This is a genomic window from Limimaricola variabilis, from assembly GCF_014195545.1.
In the GTDB taxonomy this organism is placed as follows: domain Bacteria; phylum Pseudomonadota; class Alphaproteobacteria; order Rhodobacterales; family Rhodobacteraceae; genus Limimaricola; species Limimaricola variabilis.
On record NZ_JACIBX010000003.1, the window covers coordinates 144,662 to 161,552 of the forward strand.

15 protein-coding genes are annotated in these 16,891 nt (G+C 70.0%); 8 read left to right on the forward strand and 7 right to left on the reverse strand.

Features of this window, described 5'->3' with window-relative positions:
• Positions 1–92: 92 nt before the first annotated feature.
• Positions 93–740 carry an arylesterase gene (locus tag FHS00_RS06385; protein ID WP_322336226.1) on the reverse strand — a complete coding sequence of 216 codons (648 nt, stop codon included), beginning with the start codon at positions 738–740 and terminating at the stop codon, positions 93–95.
• A 49-nt stretch (positions 741–789) separates the two neighbouring features.
• On the opposite strand from FHS00_RS06385, the gene FHS00_RS06390 reads away from it, so the two are divergent.
• Positions 790–1,461 (forward strand): ABC transporter ATP-binding protein, encoded by a 672-nt coding sequence (locus FHS00_RS06390; protein WP_183470997.1) that lies wholly within the window; start codon positions 790–792, stop codon positions 1,459–1,461.
• Entirely contained in the window at positions 1,458–3,983 is a 2,526-nt protein-coding gene (locus FHS00_RS06395) for an ABC transporter permease (protein WP_183470999.1), read from the forward strand. The genes FHS00_RS06390 and FHS00_RS06395 overlap by 4 nt, the downstream gene beginning before the upstream one ends.
• On the opposite strand, the gene FHS00_RS06400 is transcribed toward FHS00_RS06395, so the two are convergent.
• Together FHS00_RS06400 and gltX are read right to left on the reverse strand one after the other, a co-directional pair.
• Positions 3,980–4,879, reverse strand: coding sequence for an NAD(P)/FAD-dependent oxidoreductase (locus FHS00_RS06400; RefSeq protein ID WP_183471001.1), 900 nt, complete (start codon positions 4,877–4,879; stop codon positions 3,980–3,982). The genes FHS00_RS06395 and FHS00_RS06400 overlap by 4 nt on opposite strands.
• 91 nt (positions 4,880–4,970) lie before the next feature.
• Positions 4,971–6,290, reverse strand: coding sequence for a glutamate--tRNA ligase (gene gltX / locus FHS00_RS06405; RefSeq protein WP_183471003.1), 1,320 nt, complete (start codon positions 6,288–6,290; stop codon positions 4,971–4,973).
• A 61-nt stretch (positions 6,291–6,351) separates the two neighbouring features.
• Between gltX and FHS00_RS06410 the strand changes: the two genes are divergently transcribed.
• Together FHS00_RS06410 and FHS00_RS06415 are read left to right on the forward strand one after the other, a co-directional pair.
• Positions 6,352–6,771 carry a metallopeptidase family protein gene (locus tag FHS00_RS06410; protein WP_183471005.1) on the forward strand — a complete coding sequence of 140 codons (420 nt, stop codon included), beginning with the start codon at positions 6,352–6,354 and terminating at the stop codon, positions 6,769–6,771.
• A gap of 87 nt (positions 6,772–6,858) precedes the next feature.
• Entirely contained in the window at positions 6,859–7,788 is a 930-nt protein-coding gene (locus FHS00_RS06415; protein ID WP_183471007.1) for an MBL fold metallo-hydrolase, read from the forward strand.
• On the opposite strand, the gene FHS00_RS06420 is transcribed toward FHS00_RS06415, so the two are convergent.
• Both FHS00_RS06420 and FHS00_RS06425 read right to left on the reverse strand, forming a co-directional pair.
• On the reverse strand, positions 7,789–9,240 hold the full coding sequence (locus tag FHS00_RS06420; RefSeq protein WP_183471009.1) for an MFS transporter: 1,452 nt from the start codon (positions 9,238–9,240) through the stop codon (positions 7,789–7,791).
• 20 nt (positions 9,241–9,260) lie between these two features.
• Entirely contained in the window at positions 9,261–9,689 is a 429-nt protein-coding gene (locus FHS00_RS06425; protein WP_183471011.1) for a DUF1801 domain-containing protein, read from the reverse strand.
• 210 nt (positions 9,690–9,899) lie between these two features.
• Here FHS00_RS06425 and FHS00_RS06430 point away from each other — a divergent pair, with 210 nt between their 5' ends.
• Positions 9,900–11,516 (forward strand): 2-isopropylmalate synthase, encoded by a 1,617-nt coding sequence (locus FHS00_RS06430; RefSeq protein ID WP_183471013.1) that lies wholly within the window; start codon positions 9,900–9,902, stop codon positions 11,514–11,516.
• A 40-nt stretch (positions 11,517–11,556) separates the two neighbouring features.
• On the opposite strand, the gene FHS00_RS06435 is transcribed toward FHS00_RS06430, so the two are convergent.
• Both FHS00_RS06435 and FHS00_RS06440 read right to left on the reverse strand, forming a co-directional pair.
• Positions 11,557–12,222: an SDR family NAD(P)-dependent oxidoreductase gene (locus FHS00_RS06435; protein ID WP_183471015.1), complete on the reverse strand. Its 666-nt coding sequence runs from the start codon at positions 12,220–12,222 to the stop codon at positions 11,557–11,559.
• The gene (locus tag FHS00_RS06440; protein WP_246391132.1) at positions 12,212–12,913 is read right to left on the reverse strand and encodes an SDR family oxidoreductase; all 702 of its coding nucleotides are present in this window, start codon (positions 12,911–12,913) and stop codon (positions 12,212–12,214) included. Before FHS00_RS06440 ends, FHS00_RS06435 begins: the two co-directional genes overlap by 11 nt.
• A 104-nt stretch (positions 12,914–13,017) precedes the next feature.
• On the opposite strand from FHS00_RS06440, the gene FHS00_RS06445 reads away from it, so the two are divergent.
• The 3 genes from FHS00_RS06445 to FHS00_RS06455 all read left to right on the forward strand — a co-directional run bounded on the left by FHS00_RS06445 (position 13,018) and on the right by FHS00_RS06455 (position 16,816).
• Positions 13,018–13,818 (forward strand): glutathione S-transferase family protein, encoded by an 801-nt coding sequence (locus tag FHS00_RS06445; RefSeq protein WP_183471019.1) that lies wholly within the window; start codon positions 13,018–13,020, stop codon positions 13,816–13,818.
• Positions 13,819–14,010: 192 nt separating this feature from the next.
• A complete protein-coding gene (locus tag FHS00_RS06450) occupies positions 14,011–15,594 on the forward strand; it encodes a 2-isopropylmalate synthase (protein WP_183471021.1) in 1,584 nt (527 codons plus the stop codon).
• Between the two features lie 184 nt (positions 15,595–15,778).
• Positions 15,779–16,816 carry a rod shape-determining protein gene (locus tag FHS00_RS06455; protein ID WP_085895516.1) on the forward strand — a complete coding sequence of 346 codons (1,038 nt, stop codon included), beginning with the start codon at positions 15,779–15,781 and terminating at the stop codon, positions 16,814–16,816.
• Positions 16,817–16,891 lie beyond the last annotated feature (75 nt).

The window sequence follows — 16,891 nt, forward strand, 5'->3', positions numbered from 1 at the left end:
GGCCCCGCGGGGCCGCTTCGCACCTGATTTCCGAAACGGGCGCGGCCGGGGCCGCGCCCGTTTCACATGGGCCCCGGCCCATGCGGGCCGGATCACTCCGCCCGCGCGCTTTCGGCCAGATCGCGGACCAGTGGGCCGATCTCCTCTACGATCCGCGCCACGCCATCGGCGTTGGGATGCAGACCATCGGCCTGCAGATAGGCGCGCCGCGCCGCCTCGACCCCCTCCCCGTCCGCCTGCAGCGGCGCGAAGAAATCCGGGTAGAGCGGCACATCGTGCGTCTCGGCCAGATCGGCATAGGCGGCATCGAAGGCGGCCGCGTAATCGGGGCCGTAATTCGATCCCGCCTTGATCCCGACGAGCAGCGTCTCGACCCCCACCGCCTCGGCCTTGCCCAAGATGCCGTCGAGATTGCGCGCCATCTCCTCGGGATCGAGCCCGCGCAGATAGTCGTTGCCACCAAGCGCCAGGATCATCGCGTCGACCTCGGGGGTCAGCGTCCAATCGGCCCGCGCCAGCCCGCCGGCCGAGGTGTCGCCCGACACGCCCGCATTGATCAGCCGCACCTCTGCCCCCGCCTCGTCGAGCCAGGCCTGAAGCTGCGGCACCAGCCCCTCGCCCTGCGGCAGCCCGTAGCCCGCCGTCAGGCTGTCGCCCAGCGCGGCGATCACCACCTCGCCCGCCTGCGCCGCGAGCGGGGCCGCGACGATTGGCAGCGCCAGGATCAGCTTGCGCATCATGCCCCCGGCCCCATATCGCTCGGGGCGTGTGCGACGAAAGGCCCTCAGCATGACCGACCCCGTTCTCTCCCTCAAGGAAGCCGAGCTGACGCTGTCGGGCAATGCCGGGCCGGTGGAGATCCTGCATGGGATCACGCTCGACGTGCGCCCGGGCGAGACGCTGGGGCTGGTGGGTCCGAGTGGGTCAGGCAAGTCGTCTCTCCTCATGCTCATGGGCGGGCTCGAGCGCGCCACCGGCGGCACCGTCGCGGCGCTGGGCCACGATCTCACCGCGCTGGACGAGGACGCTCTGGCCCGGTTCCGCCGGGACAATATGGGGGTGGTGTTCCAGTCCTTCCACCTGATCCCGACCATGACCGCGCTGGAGAACGTCGCAATTCCTCTTGAGCTGGCGGGCCACCGCGACGCGCATGAGCGCGCCGAGGCGCAGCTCGCCGCCGTTGGGCTGGGCCACCGCGCCGGCCATTACCCCGGCCAGCTCTCGGGCGGTGAGCAGCAGCGCGTGGCGCTCGCCCGCGCCACGGCGCCGCATCCGCGCATCCTGCTGGCGGACGAGCCGACCGGCAATCTCGACGCCGCCAACGGCGCGGCGATCATGGACCTGCTGTTCGACCTGCGCGACCGGCACGGCGCGACGCTGGTGATGGTCACCCATGCGCCCGAGCTCGCGGAGCGCTGCGACCGGGTGGTGCGGCTGATGGACGGGCGGGTGGCGGCATGAGCGCCCGCCTCGCCGCCCGGCTCGCCCGGCGCGAGCTGCGCGGGGGCCTGCGGGGGTTTCGCATCTTTCTCGCCTGCCTCGCGCTGGGCGTCGCCGCCATCGCCGCCGTCGGCATGGTCCGCTCGGCGATTCAGGCCGGGCTCGAGCGCGAAAGCGCTGCGATTCTCGGCGGTGACGCCGAGATCGAGCTGACCTACCGCTATGCCGACGCGAGCGAGCTGGCCTGGATGCAGGGCGTGGCCGACACCGTCTCGGAGGTGGTCGATTTCCGCTCCATGGCCGTGGTCGCGCGCGACGGGGAGGCCGAGCGCGCGCTGACCCAGATCCGCGCCGTCGACGACGCCTACCCGCTGGTGGGCGAGGTCCGGCTGGAGCCGGAGATGCCGCTCGACGCGGCCTTCGCGGGAACGGGCGGCCTGCCCGGGATCGTCATGGAGCGCGCGCTCACCGATCGGCTGGCGCTGGCGCCGGGCGACCGGGTCCGGCTTGGCACGCAGGATTTCGTGCTGATGGCGGTGCTGGCGCGCTACCCCGACAGCGCGGCGGGCGGTTTCGATTTCGGTCCGCGCAGCCTCGTTCTGCGCGAGGATTTGTCGGAATCGGGTCTTCTGGCCGAGGGCACGCTGTTCTCCACCGCCTACCGGCTCGACCTGCCCCCCGGCGCCGCTCTGCAGGCGCTCGAGGACGAGGCGGAGGGCCGCTTCGAGGGCAGCGGGCTGCGCTGGCGCGACGCCCGCCGCGGCGCGGGCGGCACCGAACGCTTCATCGACCGGCTGGGCTCGTTTCTGGTGCTGATCGGGCTGTCGGGGCTGGCGGTGGGCGGCGTCGGCATCTCGGCGGCGGTGCGCGCCTATCTGGCGGGCAAGACCGCGACCATCGCGACGCTGCGGACGCTGGGGGCGACGCGCAGCACGATCTTCCTGACCTACTTCTTCCAGATCGGCGCGCTGACCGTCCTCGGCCTCGTTCTCGGGCTGGCGCTGGGCATTCTCGCGCCGCTGCTTCTGGCGCCGGTGATCACCGCCCGGCTGCCGATCCCGGCCGAGTTCGGCCTCTACCCCCGCCCGCTGATCGAGGCGGCGCTCTATGGGGCGCTGGTGGCCGGGATCTTCACGCTCTGGCCGCTGGCGCGGACCGAGAACGTGCGCGCCGCGACGCTGTTCCGCGACGCGATGGGCGCGGGCCGGGCGCTGCCGCGGCGGCGCTACATGGGGGCGATCCTCGGGCTTCTGGCGGTGCTGATCGGATCGGCGGTGCTGTTCTCGGGCACCTGGAAGCTGACCCTGTCGACGGCGGGCTCGATCGCGGCGGCGCTGGCGCTCCTGGCGCTGGCGGCGCTCGGCGTGCAGGCGCTGGCCCGGCGGGCAGGCCGCGCGGCGCGCGGGCGGCCCGGCCTCAGGCTGGCGCTCGGCGCGATCGGCAAGCGCGGCGGCGAGACCGGCTCGGTGGTGCTGTCGCTGGGCCTCGGCCTGTCGGTGCTGGCCGCCGTCGGCCAGATCGACGGCAATCTGCGCCGCGCCATCACCGACGACCTGCCCGAGGTGGCGCCGGCCTATTTCTTCGTCGACATCCAGCCCGACCAGATCGAGGGCTTCCGCGCGCGGCTCGACGGTGACAGCCAAGTGAGCCGGGTCGACAGCGCGCCGATGCTGCGCGGCATCGTCAGCGAGATCAACGGCCGAGCTGCGCGCGAGGTCGCCGATCACTGGGTGCTGCATGGCGATCGCGGCCTGACCTATTCCGCCACGCCGCCGGATGGCGAGGAGATCGTCGCGGGCGAATGGTGGGCCGAGGATTACGCGGGTCCGCCGCTAGTGAGCTTCGCCGAGGAGGAAGCGCTGGAGATCGGGCTCGGGATCGGCGACGAGATCACGGTCAACGTGCTGGGCCGTGACGTGACCGCGACCATCGCCAATCTGCGGCGCGTCGATTTCGGCTCGGCCGCGATCGCCTTCGTGATGTCGATGAACCCTTCGGCCCTCGCCGGTGCACCGCATAGCTGGATCGCCACGGTCTATGCCGAGGAAGCGGCCGAGGCCGCGATCCTGCGCGACCTCGCCGATGCCTATCCCAACATCACCGCGATCCGGGTGCGCGACGCCATCGCGCAGGTCACCCGGGTGGTCGACGGCATCGCCGCCGCCACCCGCTACGGCGCTGCGGCGACACTGCTCACCGGCTTCCTGGTGCTGATCGGCGCGGCGGCGGCGGGCGAGCGGTCGCGCAGCTACGAGGCCGCGATCCTCAAGACGCTGGGCGCCTCGCGCCGCCGCATCCTCGCGAGCTTCGCGCTGCGGGCGGCGCTCTTGGGCGCGGCGGCCGGTCTGGTGGCGCTCGGCGCCGGGGTTCTGGGCGGCTGGGCGGTGGCGCGCTTCGTCATGGAGACCGATTTCGCGGTGATCTGGCCCTCGGCCATCGGCATCGTTCTGGGCGGGGCGCTGGCGAGCCTGCTGGCCGGACTGGCCTTTGCCTGGCGGCCGCTCAGGGTGCGCCCGGCGCAGGTGCTGCGGGCGCAGGACTAGGCGCCGAGCAGCCGGTTGTGGATCGCCGTCGTCGCGACGGCGGCGTGGCCCATGCCATAGGCGATCTGGTCGAGCCCGGCGACCACGTCGCCGATCGCGAAGAGCCCCTCGACGCTGGTCTCGCAATGCGGATCGACGAGGATGCAGCCCGCCTCGGTCAGATCGGCGCCCAGCGCCTGCGCGAGGTCGGAATGCGGGTCGGTCCCGAGCGCCACGTAGAGCGTGTCGAAGCGCGCAACGCGCCCGTCTTCCATCTCGATGACGATGGCATCACCGTCGAGCCGGATATCGCGGCGATGCGAGGGCAGGATCTTCAGCCCCGCCTGCGCGAGCGCCTGCTCGCCGTCATCGTCGAGCGGCGCGTGCTCGGGCCGCACCACGGTCACGTCGTCGGTGTAGTGACGCACGAAGCGTCCCTCGGCCACCGCGTGCGGTCCGGAGCCGAGGATCGCGACCTTCTGGCCCTGCACCTCGTAGGCGTCGCAGATCGGGCAGTAGCGGATCAGCCCGCGCGCCACCCCCTCGTCATGCAGCGCCTCGGGGATGCGCGGCGGCCGGTTGGTGACGCCGGTGGCGAGGATCAGGCTGCGCGCCTCGACCGCGCCGCCCTCGGCCTCGACCCTGAACCCGCCCTCGATGCGGCGCGCGCCGGTCACCGCCTCGCGACGGATCTCGACCTCGCGCCCCTCGTAATGGGCGAGCTGGCCGCGGATCTGGGACAGAAGCTCCGGCCCCTCGACGCCTTCGGGATAGCCCGGCAGGTTGCGGGTGCGTGGGATGCGATGCGCGCGCGGCCTTCCGGCATCGAACAGCACCGTGTCGCGCAAAAAGCGTGCGAGGTAGATCCCGGCGGTCAGTCCCGCCGGGCCGCCGCCCACGATGACGCAGTCGCGCATGGCCGTTCTCCCATCTCGTCAGAGGCGGGAGGTATGGCGTGGCCGGTCCGGGTCCAGCCCCGTAGCGGAGCCGAAGCCGAAAGCTTGCCAGTCAGACCTGCGGCTTGACCTGCATCAGAGCCATGACATCGGCCATCTCCGGGCCGTGATCCATGCCGGTGACGGCGCGGCGCAGCGGCAGGAACAGCCCCTTGCCCTTGCGGCCGGTCTCGGCCTTCACGGCATCGGTCCAGGATTTCCAGGTGTCCGGGCCATAGGGCGGCTCGCCCAGCATCCCCAGCGCCTGCGCCACGAACTCGGCATCTTCGGGCTCGGCCCGGCCCGCCGTACCGTCGCGGAACACCGCCCACCATTCGGCGATGGTGGCGCGGGTCTTGAGGTTGCCGCGCACCGTGGCCCAGAACGCCTCGGCCAGATCGTCGGGCACGCCCGCCGCACGCACGTCCTCGGCGACCTCTGACAGCGGCTGCTGCGACAGCCAGCGCGCGGTCAGCGGCTCCAGATCGGCGGGGTCGAACTTGGTCGGTGCCGAGCCGAAGGTGGCAATGTCGAAGCCCTCGATCACCTCCGAAGGCGTCTGGCGCAGCTCGACGGGCTGCGAGGAGCCCAGCCGTGCCATCAGGCTCAGGATCGCCATCGGCTCGATGCCCGCGGCCTTGAGGTCGCGCAAGCTCAGCGTGCCGAGCCGCTTCGACAGCGCCTCGCCCTGCGGGCCGGTGAGCAGCGAGTGATGCGCGAAGCGCGGCGGCTCGTAGCCCAGCGCGCGGATGATCTGGATCTGGGTCGCGGTGTTGGTGACGTGGTCCGAGCCGCGCACCACATCCGTGATGCCCATCTCGGCGTCGTCGACCGAGGAGGCGAAGGTGTAGAGCACCTGACCGCTTTCCTTGATCAGCACCGGGTCCGACACGCTCGCGGCGTCGATCGAGATCGGCCCGAGGATGCCGTCCTCCCACTCGATCCGCTCGCGGTCGAGCTTGAAGCGCCAATGGCTGCCGCGCTCGGCGCGCAGGCGGTCCTTCTCGGCGTCGGACAGGTCGAGCGCGGCGCGGTCATAGACCGGCGGCTTGCCCATGTTGAGCTGCTTCTTGCGCTTGAGGTCGAGCTCGGTCGGGGTCTCGAAGCATTCGTAGAGCCGCCCGTCGGCGATCAGCTTCTCGCGCGCCGCCGTGTAGCGCTCCATCCGGTCGGATTGCCGCTCCACCCGGTCATGGGTGATGCCGAGCCAGTCGAGCGCCTCAAGGATGCCGTCGACATATTCGGGCTTGGAGCGTTCCTGGTCGGTGTCGTCGATGCGCAGGATGAACTCGCCGCCCTGCTGCCGCGCGATGGCATGGTTGAACAGCGCGGCGCGCAGGTTGCCGATATGCAGCCAACCGGTGGGGGACGGGGCGAAACGGGTCGTGGTCATGGGGCTCTCCTGTTCGCGACGGCTCTTTCACAAGGGCAGCGTTTTGTCCATATCGGGGGCCATGGACCAGTTGCCCGACCCCTTCGCCCAAAGCCCGCTCGCTCCCTCTCTCGAGGAGATCGAGGCGATCGCGCGCCATGTCGTGGCCACCCTGCCCGAGCCGTTCCGCAAAGCGGCCGCGGAGGTGGCGTTGCGGGTCGTGGACTTCGCGCCCGACGACATTCTCGAGCAGATGCAGATGGAGGCCTTCGACCTGACCGGGCTTTATGACGGCATCCCTATGACCGAGAAGTCGAACTGGGACGTGCCGCAGGGGCCGGACGTGGTCTGGCTGTTCCGCCGCCCGATCCTCGACGAATGGGCCGAGCGGGGCGACGTGACGCTGGCCGAGATGGTGGCGCATGTGACGGTGCATGAATACGCCCATCATTTCGGCTGGTCCGACGACGACATCGCCGCGATCGACCAATGGTGGCTGTGATCCGCCGCCCCGAAGCGGGACGTCTCTAGGCGGCTGCGCCATGCGCCCTATCCTCCCAAGGCATCACAAGTGCACAGGAGAGGTGACATGTCCCATTCGATCAGCCGCCGCGCGGCTCTCGTGGCCGGCGCGGCCCTGCCCATGGCGGCGGGTTTCGGCCTGCCCCGCATCGCCCGCGCCCAACAGGCCGAAGGCATGGAGATGGAGCTGCCGACCCACCGGGTGTTCATGCTCGGGGACGTCAAGGTCACCGACCTGCTCGCCGGCAGCCGCGTCGTGCCCGATCCGCATTCGATCTTCGGGCTCAATGTCGATGACGAGACCTTCGCGCAGGTCAGCGACGAGCACTTCATCCCCTCGGACAAGGCACGGTTCTTCTTCAACCCGGTGCTGATCGAGGCGGGCGGCGAGGTGATCCTCGTGGATACCGGCACCGACCCCGCCGGCATCACCGCCGCGCTCGAAGCGGCGGGCAAGCAGCCCTCGGACGTCACCCATGTCGTGCTGACCCACATGCATGGCGACCATATCGGCGGGCTGATGACCGAGGCCGGCGAGAAGACCTTCGCCAATGCCGCGCATCACGCCGGCCGGGTCGAGTTCGACTACTGGGCCGGCCAGGAGAACGAGGGCTTCGAGAGCAAGGTGCGCCCGCTCGAAGGCGAGCTGAACTTCCTCGTCGAGGGCGATCAGGTCGGCCCCCTCACCACGATGGAGGCCTTTGGCCACACGCCGGGGCATCTCGTCTTCACCGTTGCGGGCGGCGAGAGCGACCTGCTGCTGATGGGCGATCTCGCCAACCACTATGTCTGGTCGGTGGGCCAGCCCGACTGGCATGTCAGCTTCGACGTCGACAAGGAAATGGCGGTCGAGACGCGCCGCCGCGTGCTGTCGATGGCCGCCGAGAACCGGATGCCGGTGATGGGCTACCACATGCCCTTCCCCGGGCTGGGCTATGTCAGCGCCGAGGGCGAGGGCTTCCGCTGGATGCCCCATACCTACCAGCTGATGCTGTGATCACTCCGCCGGGGTGGGATCGGGCGCCCCGTCGGGCCCCTGCCCCGGCACGAGACGCGGCTCGGGCAGCCGCCAGACCAGCATCGCCACGGCGAGGAAGGCCGCCGCGTTGAACCACAGCGCGGCGGTCAGCGCGTCCCCGTAGCCGCCGCCCGCGCGCAGCGCGCCGAAGAAGAGCTGCCCCATCACCGCCACGCCCAGCGCGCCGCCGACTTGCTGGAAGCTTTGCAGCGCGCCCGACCCGGCGCCGGTGTCGCGGTCGGCGACATTGGCCAGCACGGTCTGGAACAGCGGCGAGACGGCGGTGCCCAGCCCCAGCCCGGCCAGCCCGAGCGGCGCCACGAAAGCCAGCCGCGACAGCGCCGCCTCCTCGCCCGGCACCAGCAGCCGCAGCGCCGTCACCCCGACGACCAGCATCAAGGCGCCCACGGCGATGCGCTGGCGCGGCCAGCGGGTGCCGAGCCGCCCCGACACCAGCGAGGCGCCCAGCACGCCGAGCGAGAACGGCATGGTGGTGACGCCCGATTGCAGCGGCGTCAGCCCATGACCGACTTGCAGGAACACCGCGAAGACCAGAAAGAACCCCGGCACCCCGGCGAAGAGCAGCGTCGCGAGGGAGGAGCCGGTGACGTAATCGGCATTGGCCAGCAGGCTCGCCGGTATGAGCTGCGGCGCGCCGCGCCGCGCCTGCCGGCGCTGCCACAGCACGAAGCCCGCGCCGACCGGCAGGCTCGCCGCCATCATGGCGAAGATCCAGCCCGGCCAGCCCAGCTGGCGGCCTTCGATGAGCGGGAAGAGCAGCAGCATCAGCCCCAACCCCGCCAGCGCCATGCCGATTAGATCGAGGCGCAGCGCCTTGTCGCCCGGCACCTTCGGCACGAAGCGCATCGCGCCCAGCACCGCGACCAGCCCGACGGGGATGTTGACCAGGAAGATCGGCCGCCAGTCGAGCCCGGCGATGTCGGCCCCGATCAGGAACCCGCCGAGCACGGGCCCGGTGACGCTCGCCAGACCGGCGGAGAGGCCGAACAGCGCGAAGGCCGCGCCGCGCTCGCGGGGGGGAAACAGCGCCGGGACAAGCGCCAGGGTCTGCGGTGTCATCATCGCCCCGCCCACGCCCTGCAGCACCCGCGCCGCGACCAGCGCGCCGATGCCGGGCGCGAGGCCGCACAGCGCCGAGGCCAGGGTGAACACGACCACGCCCAAGACGAACATACGCCGCCGCCCGACCACGTCGCCGAGGCGACCGGCGGGCAGCAGAAACAACGCGAAACTCAGGATATAGGCCGCGACCACCCATTCGATCTGGCTGTCGGTGGCGTCGAAGGCAGCCTGCAGCGACGGGATCGCGACGTTGACGATGGTCACGTCGATCAGGTTCATGAAGCCCGCCACCAGCAGCGCGGCCATGGCGATCCAGCGGCCGGGCCGCGGCGTGTCGTCTTCTGTCATCTCGGTCCTTGCGGGGCGGCTCAGATCGGATGCACCGGCCAGAAGGTCTCCAGCCGGTCGAGCCCATGCCGGATCAACTCCGCCAGAACGCCGCGATCCACGTCGGCGAGCCTGTTGATGTAAAGGCACGACTTGCCGGTCCGATACTTGCCCAGACGCGCGAGGATCGGGTTAGCCTCGTCGTAGCCGGGCATGATGTAGAGCACGAGGTTCGCCTTTCGAGGCGAAAAGCCGGTGGCGAGAAACCGTCCCGAGCGGCCGCTGTCATAGACGTAGTCATAGGAGCCGTAGCCCAGGATCGACGGCCCCCACATCTGCGGCACGAAGCCCGTCACCTCGCGAAACAATGCGTCGAGCGCCTGCGCGTCCTCGCGCCGGCGCTCGGGTTCGACGGCCGCGAGAAAGGCTTCGACGCTCTCGCCCGTGGGTTGGGTCTTGTTGCCGGTCATGGTGCCTCCGGGCGCATTGCTCGGTCCGCAGCTTAGGGAGCGCGGGGGGCGGCGCAAGTCCCGGTCACACATGCGCGCGGCCTCGGCCGCGACGGTGCCGCGGCTGTTGTCTTGCCCCCCACCCGCCGCTACTCTGCCGCGAAAGCGGAAACAGGGGCCGGTCGAACCGGGCCCGTCGATCGGGGGCAATCGGTCATGCAGGCACGAGCCATGCGCGCGTTCACTCTCGCGGCGGCGATCGGTCTCGCGCAGGCGCAGGTCGCCCTCGCGCAGGAGGTCACCACCAAGCAGTACGAGGATGGCGGCGTCTACGAGGGCACCTTCCTCAACGGTCGCCAGCACGGCCAGGGCAGCTACCGGCTGCCCAATGGCTACGAGTATCGCGGCGAGTGGTTCGAGGGCGAGATCCGCGGCGACGGCACCGCCACCTTCCCCAACGGCTCGGTCTATGAGGGCCAGTTCGCGCGTGGCAAGCCCGAGGGCGTGGGCCGGATCACCTTCGCCGATGGCGGCAGCTACGAGGGCGAGTGGGAGGACGGCAAGATCACCGGCCGCGGCATCGCCGAATACGCCAACGGCACCCGCTACGAGGGCGAGTTCCGCAACGCCATGCACCACGGCAACGGCACCCTGACCGGGCCTGACGGCTATGTCTACGAGGGCCAGTGGGTCAACGGCGTCAAGGAAGGCGAAGGCAAGATCACCTATCCCGACGGCTCGGTCTACGAGGGCACGCTGCGCTCGGGCGAGCGCGACGGCGAGGGCCGGCTGACCATGCCCGACGGGCTGGTCTATGAGGGCAGCTGGGTCGACGGCAGGATCGAGGGCGAGGGCCGGCTCGAGCAGCCCGATGGCGACGTCTATGTGGGCGCGTTCGTTTCCGGCAAGCGCGAGGGCACGGGCCGGGTCGAGTACGCCAATGGCGACGTCTACGAGGGCGGGTTCAAGAACGACCTGCGGCACGGCCAGGGCACCTTCACCGGCACCGATGGCTACCGCTATGTCGGCGCCTGGGTCGAGGGCCGGATCGAGGGCCAGGGCGAGGTCACCTACCCCGACGGCTCGGTCTATGTCGGCCAGTTCGAGAACGATCTCGCGCATGGCACCGGCAAGATCACCTACCCGGACGGCTCGACCTACGAGGGCGACTGGAACCAGGGCGTGATCGAGGGCCAGGGCATTGCCACCTATGCCAACGGGCTCGTCTATGAAGGCGAGTTCAAGGCCGCCCAGAACCACGGGCGCGGCCGGATGACCTATGCCGACGGCTATAGCTACGAGGGCGACTGGGTCGAGGGCCAGCGCGAGGGCCAGGGCGTCGCCACCTATGCCGACGGCACGGTCTACGAGGGCGGCTTCGAGGACGGGCAGCGGCACGGCCAGGGCAAGATCACCATGCCCGACGGCTTCACCTACGAGGGCCAGTGGGTCGATGGCGAGATCGAGGGCGAAGGCATCGCCACCTACGCCAATGGCGACGTCTACGAGGGAGAGTTCCGCGACGGTCGCCGTCAGGGCCGTGGCGTGATGCGCTACGCCACCGGCGAGACCGAGGAAGGCGGCTGGAGCGACGGGGCCTTCGTCGGCACTGCTCCGGTGCTGCAGCCGGGCGAGGCGGCCGGTGAGGCGGAAACGGGGTCGGAGCCCGAGGCCGAAACCCCCGCCGAGCCAGAAGCCGAAGCCGAGAGCACCGATGCCACCCCAGAGGCGGATGCGGACATCCCGGCGGAGACACCGGAGCCGGATGCGCCGGAGGTGTCGTCGGACGACACGCCCGACACGTCTGACGTAGAGGATGACGCCTCGGAGACACCTTCCGAAGAGTAGGCCTATACGGCGCGGCGCTGGCGCGCCGCGCGACCAACTCTCACCACGGCACCTCTTCGCCGCGCCAGTCGTAGAAGTCGCCCGACTGCGCCGGATCGAGATTGCCCAACACCTGCAGCAGGTTGCGCGCCGCTTCCTCGGCCGAAACCATGCGGTGGCGCCCGGCATAGCGGGCGGTGAAGTCGGTCTCGACCGTGCCGGGATGCAGCGCCACGAGGATCGCGTCGCGGTCTTGGCGCGCAAGCTCGATCGCCGCGCCATGGACGATCTGGTTCAGCGCCGCCTTGGAGGCGCGGTAGGAATGCCAGCCGCCGATCCGGTTGTCCCCGATCGAGCCGACCCGCGCCGAGAGCACCCCCGCCCGCCCGCCGGGCGCGAGCAGCCGCGGCACATGCCGCAAGATCAGCGCCGGGCCGATCGCGTTGACCGCCATCACCCGCGCCATGTGATCGGCCTCGATCGCGTCGAGCGACTTCTCGGGCCCCTGCCCCTCGGGCGCGAGGATGCCGATCGCCACGAGGATGAGGTCGAAGGGCCCCTGCAGAGCCCCCAGATGCCGCTCCACCGAGGCCGGGTCGACGGCATCGAAGCCGTCATCGCGGCGCGACAGCCGCGTCACCGCTTGGCCGCGCGCCTCCAGCTCGGAGGCGAGCGCCGCGCCGATGCCGCCTGAGGCACCGATGACGAGGGCGCGGTCACTCGGCATAGATCATCTTGCGGGTCATGCCGCCGTCGAGCAGCACCTCCTGCCCGGTCATGAACCCCGCCTGCGCCAGCCACAGCACCGCCTCGGCCACGTCCTCGGGCCGGCCGGCGCGGCCCGCCGGATGCTGGGCGTGGTCGATCTCGCGCAGCTCGTCCCAGCCGGTCGTGACGATCCAGCCGGGCGCGAGGGCGTTGACCCGGATCTCGGGGCCGAGCGAGACCGCGAGCGCATGGGTCAGCGCGGTCAGCCCGCCCTTGGCGGCGGCATAGGCCTCGGTGTTCGGCTCGGATTGATGCGCCCGGGTCGAGGTGATGTTGACGATCGCACCCCGACGCGCCCGCAGCAGCGCGACGCAATGCTTGGTCATCAGCAGCGCACCGGTGAGGTTGGTGCCGATCCAGGCGTTCCAGTCGTCCAGCGCCAGCTCCTCGACCGGCCCGCTCTCCGGCCCGGCGAGCCCGGCATTGTTGACCAGCAGGTCGAGCCCGTCCCAGCCGGTGGCCGCGATCGCGGCCCGCACCGAGGCCTCGTCCGAGACGTCGCCCTCGATCGCGAGCGCGCCCTCGGGCAGACCACCCAGCGCCGCCGCGTCGCGATCCATCGCCGCGACCTGCCAACCCTCGCGGGCTAGCCGCTCGACGAGGCCGCGCCCGATTCCCTTGGCGCCGCCGGTGACGAGCGCGCGTTTCATGTCCTGTGTCATGCGGCCCGAGCTAGGCGGGCGGGCGTCCCGGTCAATCCGTGACGGACGTCGCCATGCGTGGCATCATGCCGCGAGGCAAGGAAGGAGGGCGCATGTCCCGTCCCGTCATCTACCACATCCCGGTCTGCCCGTTCTCGCAGCGGGTGGAGATCCTGCTCGCGCTCAAGGGCCTCACCGACGCGGTCGATTTCCACGTCATCGACATCACCCAGCCGCGGCCTGACTGGCTTCTGGAGAAGACCGGCGGCACCACGGCGCTGCCGGTGCTGGAGACCGAAGCTGGCGGCATCCTGAAGGAAAGCCTCGTCATCCTGCGCTATGTCGAGGAGCGCTGGGCCGAGCCGCGCATCGCCCGCGCCGACCCGTTCGAGCGCGGCATCGAGCGGCTGTTCATCACCCGCGAGGGACCCTTCGGCATGGCGGGCTATCTCTTCGTGATGAACACCGACCGGGCCGAGATGGACGAGAAGCGCGAGGCGCTGCTCGGGCATTACCGCTGGCTGGACGAGATGCTGCGACGGCACAACCCCGACGGCACCTGGTTCTTCGACGGATACGGCCTCGCGGAGGTGGTCTATACGCCGCTGATGATGCGGTTCTGGTTCCTCGAGCATTACGAGGGCTTCGCCCTGCCCGAGACGCCGGAATACGACCGGGTCCGCCGCTGGCGCACGGCCTGCCTGGAGCACCCGGCCGCGCAGCAGGTGCGGTACGACCAGATCGTGAAGCTCTACTATGATTACGCCGTGGGATCGGGCAACGGCGCGCTGCCCGAGGGACGGAAACGGTCGAGCTTCGTCTTCGAGCCGGACTGGCGCGACCGGCCGATGCCGCCCGCCGACAAGTACGACCGCGTGGCCTCGGATGCCGAGTTGGGGCTTCTGACCGCTTAGGGGTTTTCTTCGCGGATTCGGGCGATATAGTCCCGCCCATGAGCCGGAACGTCACCTTCTCGTCCCCCGCGGGCCTGCCCGCGCTTCGGACCCTCCTTCTCCTTACTCGCCTCTGAGCGTGCCCATCGGCGCGACCGCTCAGAGGGGACAATCGCGCCGGAGAAAGCACCCGGACCCGAGAGGAATTGAGAGATGACCACCACCCCCGACACCCGTCCCGAAAACCGCGTCCTGATCTTCGACACGACGCTGCGTGACGGCGAGCAGTCGCCCGGCGCCACCATGACCCATGCCGAGAAGCTGGAGATCGCCGAGCTGCTCGACGAAATGGGCGTCGACATCATCGAAGCCGGCTTCCCGATCGCCTCCGAAGGCGACTTCAAGGCGGTGAGCGAGATCGCCAAGCAGTCGAAGAACGCGACGATCTGCGGCCTGGCGCGCGCCAATTACAAGGACATCGACCGCTGCTGGGAGGCGGTGAAACATGCGCGCTCGCCGCGCATCCACACCTTCATCGGCACCTCGCCGCTGCACCGCGCGATCCCGAACCTGACCAAGGACGAGATGGCGCAGCGGATCCACGACACCGTGACCCACGCGCGCAACCTGTGCGACAACGTGCAGTGGTCGCCGATGGACGCCACCCGGACCGAGTGGGACTACCTCGCCCGCGTCGTCGAGATCGCGATCAAGGCCGGCGCCACCACGATCAACATCCCCGACACGGTGGGCTACACCGCCCCGATGGAGAGCGCCCAGCTGATCCGGCGCCTGATCGCCGAGGTGCCGGGCGCCGACGAGATCATCTTCGCGACCCACTGCCACAACGATCTGGGCATGGCGACGGCCAACAGCCTCGCCGCCGTCGAGGGCGGCGCGCGGCAGATCGAGTGCACGATCAACGGCCTGGGCGAGCGCGCCGGCAACACCGCGCTGGAAGAGGTGGTGATGGCGCTCAAGGTGCGTCACGACATCCTGCCCTGGGACACCGGCATCGACACCCGCAAGATCATGAACATCTCGCGCCGCGTCGCCACCGTCTCGGGCTTCCCGGTGCAGTTCAACAAGGCGATCGTCGGCAAGAACGCCTTCGCGCATGAAAGCGGCATCCACCAGGACGGAATGCTCAAGAACGCCGAGACCTTCGAGATCATGCGTCCCGAGGATGTCGGCCTGTCGGGCACCTCGCTGCCGCTGGGCAAGCATTCGGGCCGCGCGGCGCTGCGCTCCAAGCTCAAGGAGCTGGGCTTCGAGCTGGCCGACAACCAGCTCAACGACACCTTTGTGCGATTCAAGGATCTGGCCGACCGCAAGAAGGAGGTCTACGACGACGACCTGATCGCGCTGGTCCGGCAGAACGAAGCGGTCTCCGACCGGGTGCGGCTCAAGTCGCTCAAGGTGATCTGCGGCACCGAGGGCCCGCAGCACGCCGAGATGACCCTGACCATCGACGACGAGGAGAAGTCGGTCGACGCCACCGGCGACGGCCCCGTGGACGCCACCTTCAATGCGATCAAGGCGCTGTTCCCGCACGAGGCGCGGCTGCAGCTCTACCAGGTGGCGGCGGTGACCGAGGGGACCGACGCGCAGGCCACCGTGTCGGTGCGGCTCGAGGAAGACGGGCGCATCGCCACCGGCCAGTCGGCCGATACCGACACCGTGGTAGCAAGCGCCAAGGCCTATATCAACGCCGTGAACCGACTGCTGGTGCGGCGCGAAAAGACCGCGCCGAACGCCGATGTGAAGGGCGTGGGCTACATGGATGCGGGCCAGTGAGGCCCCGGGAGACGGCGCCCGCGCGCCGTCTCCACCGCGCAAGCTATCGTGATACGGCAAAAATGCGCTGACCGCAGGGGCCACGGGGCCTTTCCGCCCTGCCCCGTCATGCCTATAAGGCGCGAGGCTCGCCTTATGCGGAATCGCGGGCTTTCATGACACTGGAAACGGGATAGATCACGCCATGTTCGGATTGGGCAGCTTGTTTTCGTCTGACATGGCGATCGACCTGGGGACCGCGAACACGCTGGTCTACGTCAAGGGACGGGGCATCGTGCTGTCCGAACCCTCGGTGGTGGCCTACCACGTCAAGGACGGCGTGAAGAAAGTGCTCGCCGTGGGTGAGGACGCCAAGCTGATGCTGGGCCGGACCCCCGGCTCGATCGAGGCGATCCGGCCGATGCGCGAAGGCGTCATCGCCGATTTCGACGTCGCCGAGGAAATGATCAAGTATTTCATCCGCAAGGTGCACAAGCGGACGACCTTCTCGAAGCCCAAGATCATCGTCTGCGTGCCGCATGGCGCGACCCCGGTGGAAAAGCGCGCGATCCGGCAGTCTGTCCTGTCCGCCGGCGCCCGCCGCGCCGGGCTGATCGCGGAGCCGATCGCGGCGGCGATCGGGTCGGGCATGCCGATCACCGATCCGACCGGCAACATGGTCGTGGATATCGGCGGCGGCACCACCGAGGTCGCGGTGCTGTCGCTCGGCGACATCGTCTATGCCCGCTCGGTGCGGGTCGGCGGCGACCGGATGGACGAGGCGATCGTCAGCTACCTGCGTCGCCAGCACAACCTGCTGGTGGGCGAGGCCACGGCGGAGCGCATCAAGACCCAGATCGGCACGGCGCGGATGCCCGATGACGGCCGCGGCCAGTCGATGCATATCCGGGGCCGCGACCTGCTCAACGGCGTGCCCAAGGAGACCGAGATCAGCCAGGCGCAGATCGCCGAGGCGCTGGCCGAGCCGGTGCAGCAGATCTGCGAGGCGGTGATGACCGCGCTCGAGGCGACGCCGCCGGATCTGGCAGCCGACATCGTCGATCGCGGCGTGATGCTCACCGGTGGCGGCGCGCTTCTGGGCCAGCTCGACCTCGCGTTGCGCGAGCAGACCGGCCTCGCCATCTCAGTGGCCGACGAATCGCTCAACTGCGTCGCACTCGGTACCGGCAAGGCGCTGGAATACGAGAAGCAGCTGCGCCATGTGATAGACTACGACAGCTGAACGGCGCCCCCGCGGCGCCAGGCCTCCGACCGGATGACCGGCGGGGGCCGGATGGCCAGATGACGAGGGGGTGCC

Coding starts and splice junctions, on each gene's coding strand:
- FHS00_RS06385 (WP_322336226.1), bottom strand. CDS start 740: ATGATGCGCAAGCTGATCCTGGCGCTGCCAATCGTCGCGGCCCCGCTC.
- FHS00_RS06390 (WP_183470997.1), top strand. CDS start 790: ATGACCGACCCCGTTCTCTCCCTCAAGGAAGCCGAGCTGACGCTGTCG.
- FHS00_RS06395 (WP_183470999.1), top strand. CDS start 1,458: ATGAGCGCCCGCCTCGCCGCCCGGCTCGCCCGGCGCGAGCTGCGCGGG.
- FHS00_RS06400 (WP_183471001.1), bottom strand. CDS start 4,879: ATGCGCGACTGCGTCATCGTGGGCGGCGGCCCGGCGGGACTGACCGCC.
- gltX (WP_183471003.1), bottom strand. CDS start 6,290: ATGACCACGACCCGTTTCGCCCCGTCCCCCACCGGTTGGCTGCATATC.
- FHS00_RS06410 (WP_183471005.1), top strand. CDS start 6,352: ATGGACCAGTTGCCCGACCCCTTCGCCCAAAGCCCGCTCGCTCCCTCT.
- FHS00_RS06415 (WP_183471007.1), top strand. CDS start 6,859: ATGTCCCATTCGATCAGCCGCCGCGCGGCTCTCGTGGCCGGCGCGGCC.
- FHS00_RS06420 (WP_183471009.1), bottom strand. CDS start 9,240: ATGACAGAAGACGACACGCCGCGGCCCGGCCGCTGGATCGCCATGGCC.
- FHS00_RS06425 (WP_183471011.1), bottom strand. CDS start 9,689: ATGACCGGCAACAAGACCCAACCCACGGGCGAGAGCGTCGAAGCCTTT.
- FHS00_RS06430 (WP_183471013.1), top strand. CDS start 9,900: ATGCGCGCGTTCACTCTCGCGGCGGCGATCGGTCTCGCGCAGGCGCAG.
- FHS00_RS06435 (WP_183471015.1), bottom strand. CDS start 12,222: ATGCCGAGTGACCGCGCCCTCGTCATCGGTGCCTCAGGCGGCATCGGC.
- FHS00_RS06440 (WP_246391132.1), bottom strand. CDS start 12,913: ATGAAACGCGCGCTCGTCACCGGCGGCGCCAAGGGAATCGGGCGCGGC.
- FHS00_RS06445 (WP_183471019.1), top strand. CDS start 13,018: ATGTCCCGTCCCGTCATCTACCACATCCCGGTCTGCCCGTTCTCGCAG.
- FHS00_RS06450 (WP_183471021.1), top strand. CDS start 14,011: ATGACCACCACCCCCGACACCCGTCCCGAAAACCGCGTCCTGATCTTC.
- FHS00_RS06455 (WP_085895516.1), top strand. CDS start 15,779: ATGTTCGGATTGGGCAGCTTGTTTTCGTCTGACATGGCGATCGACCTG.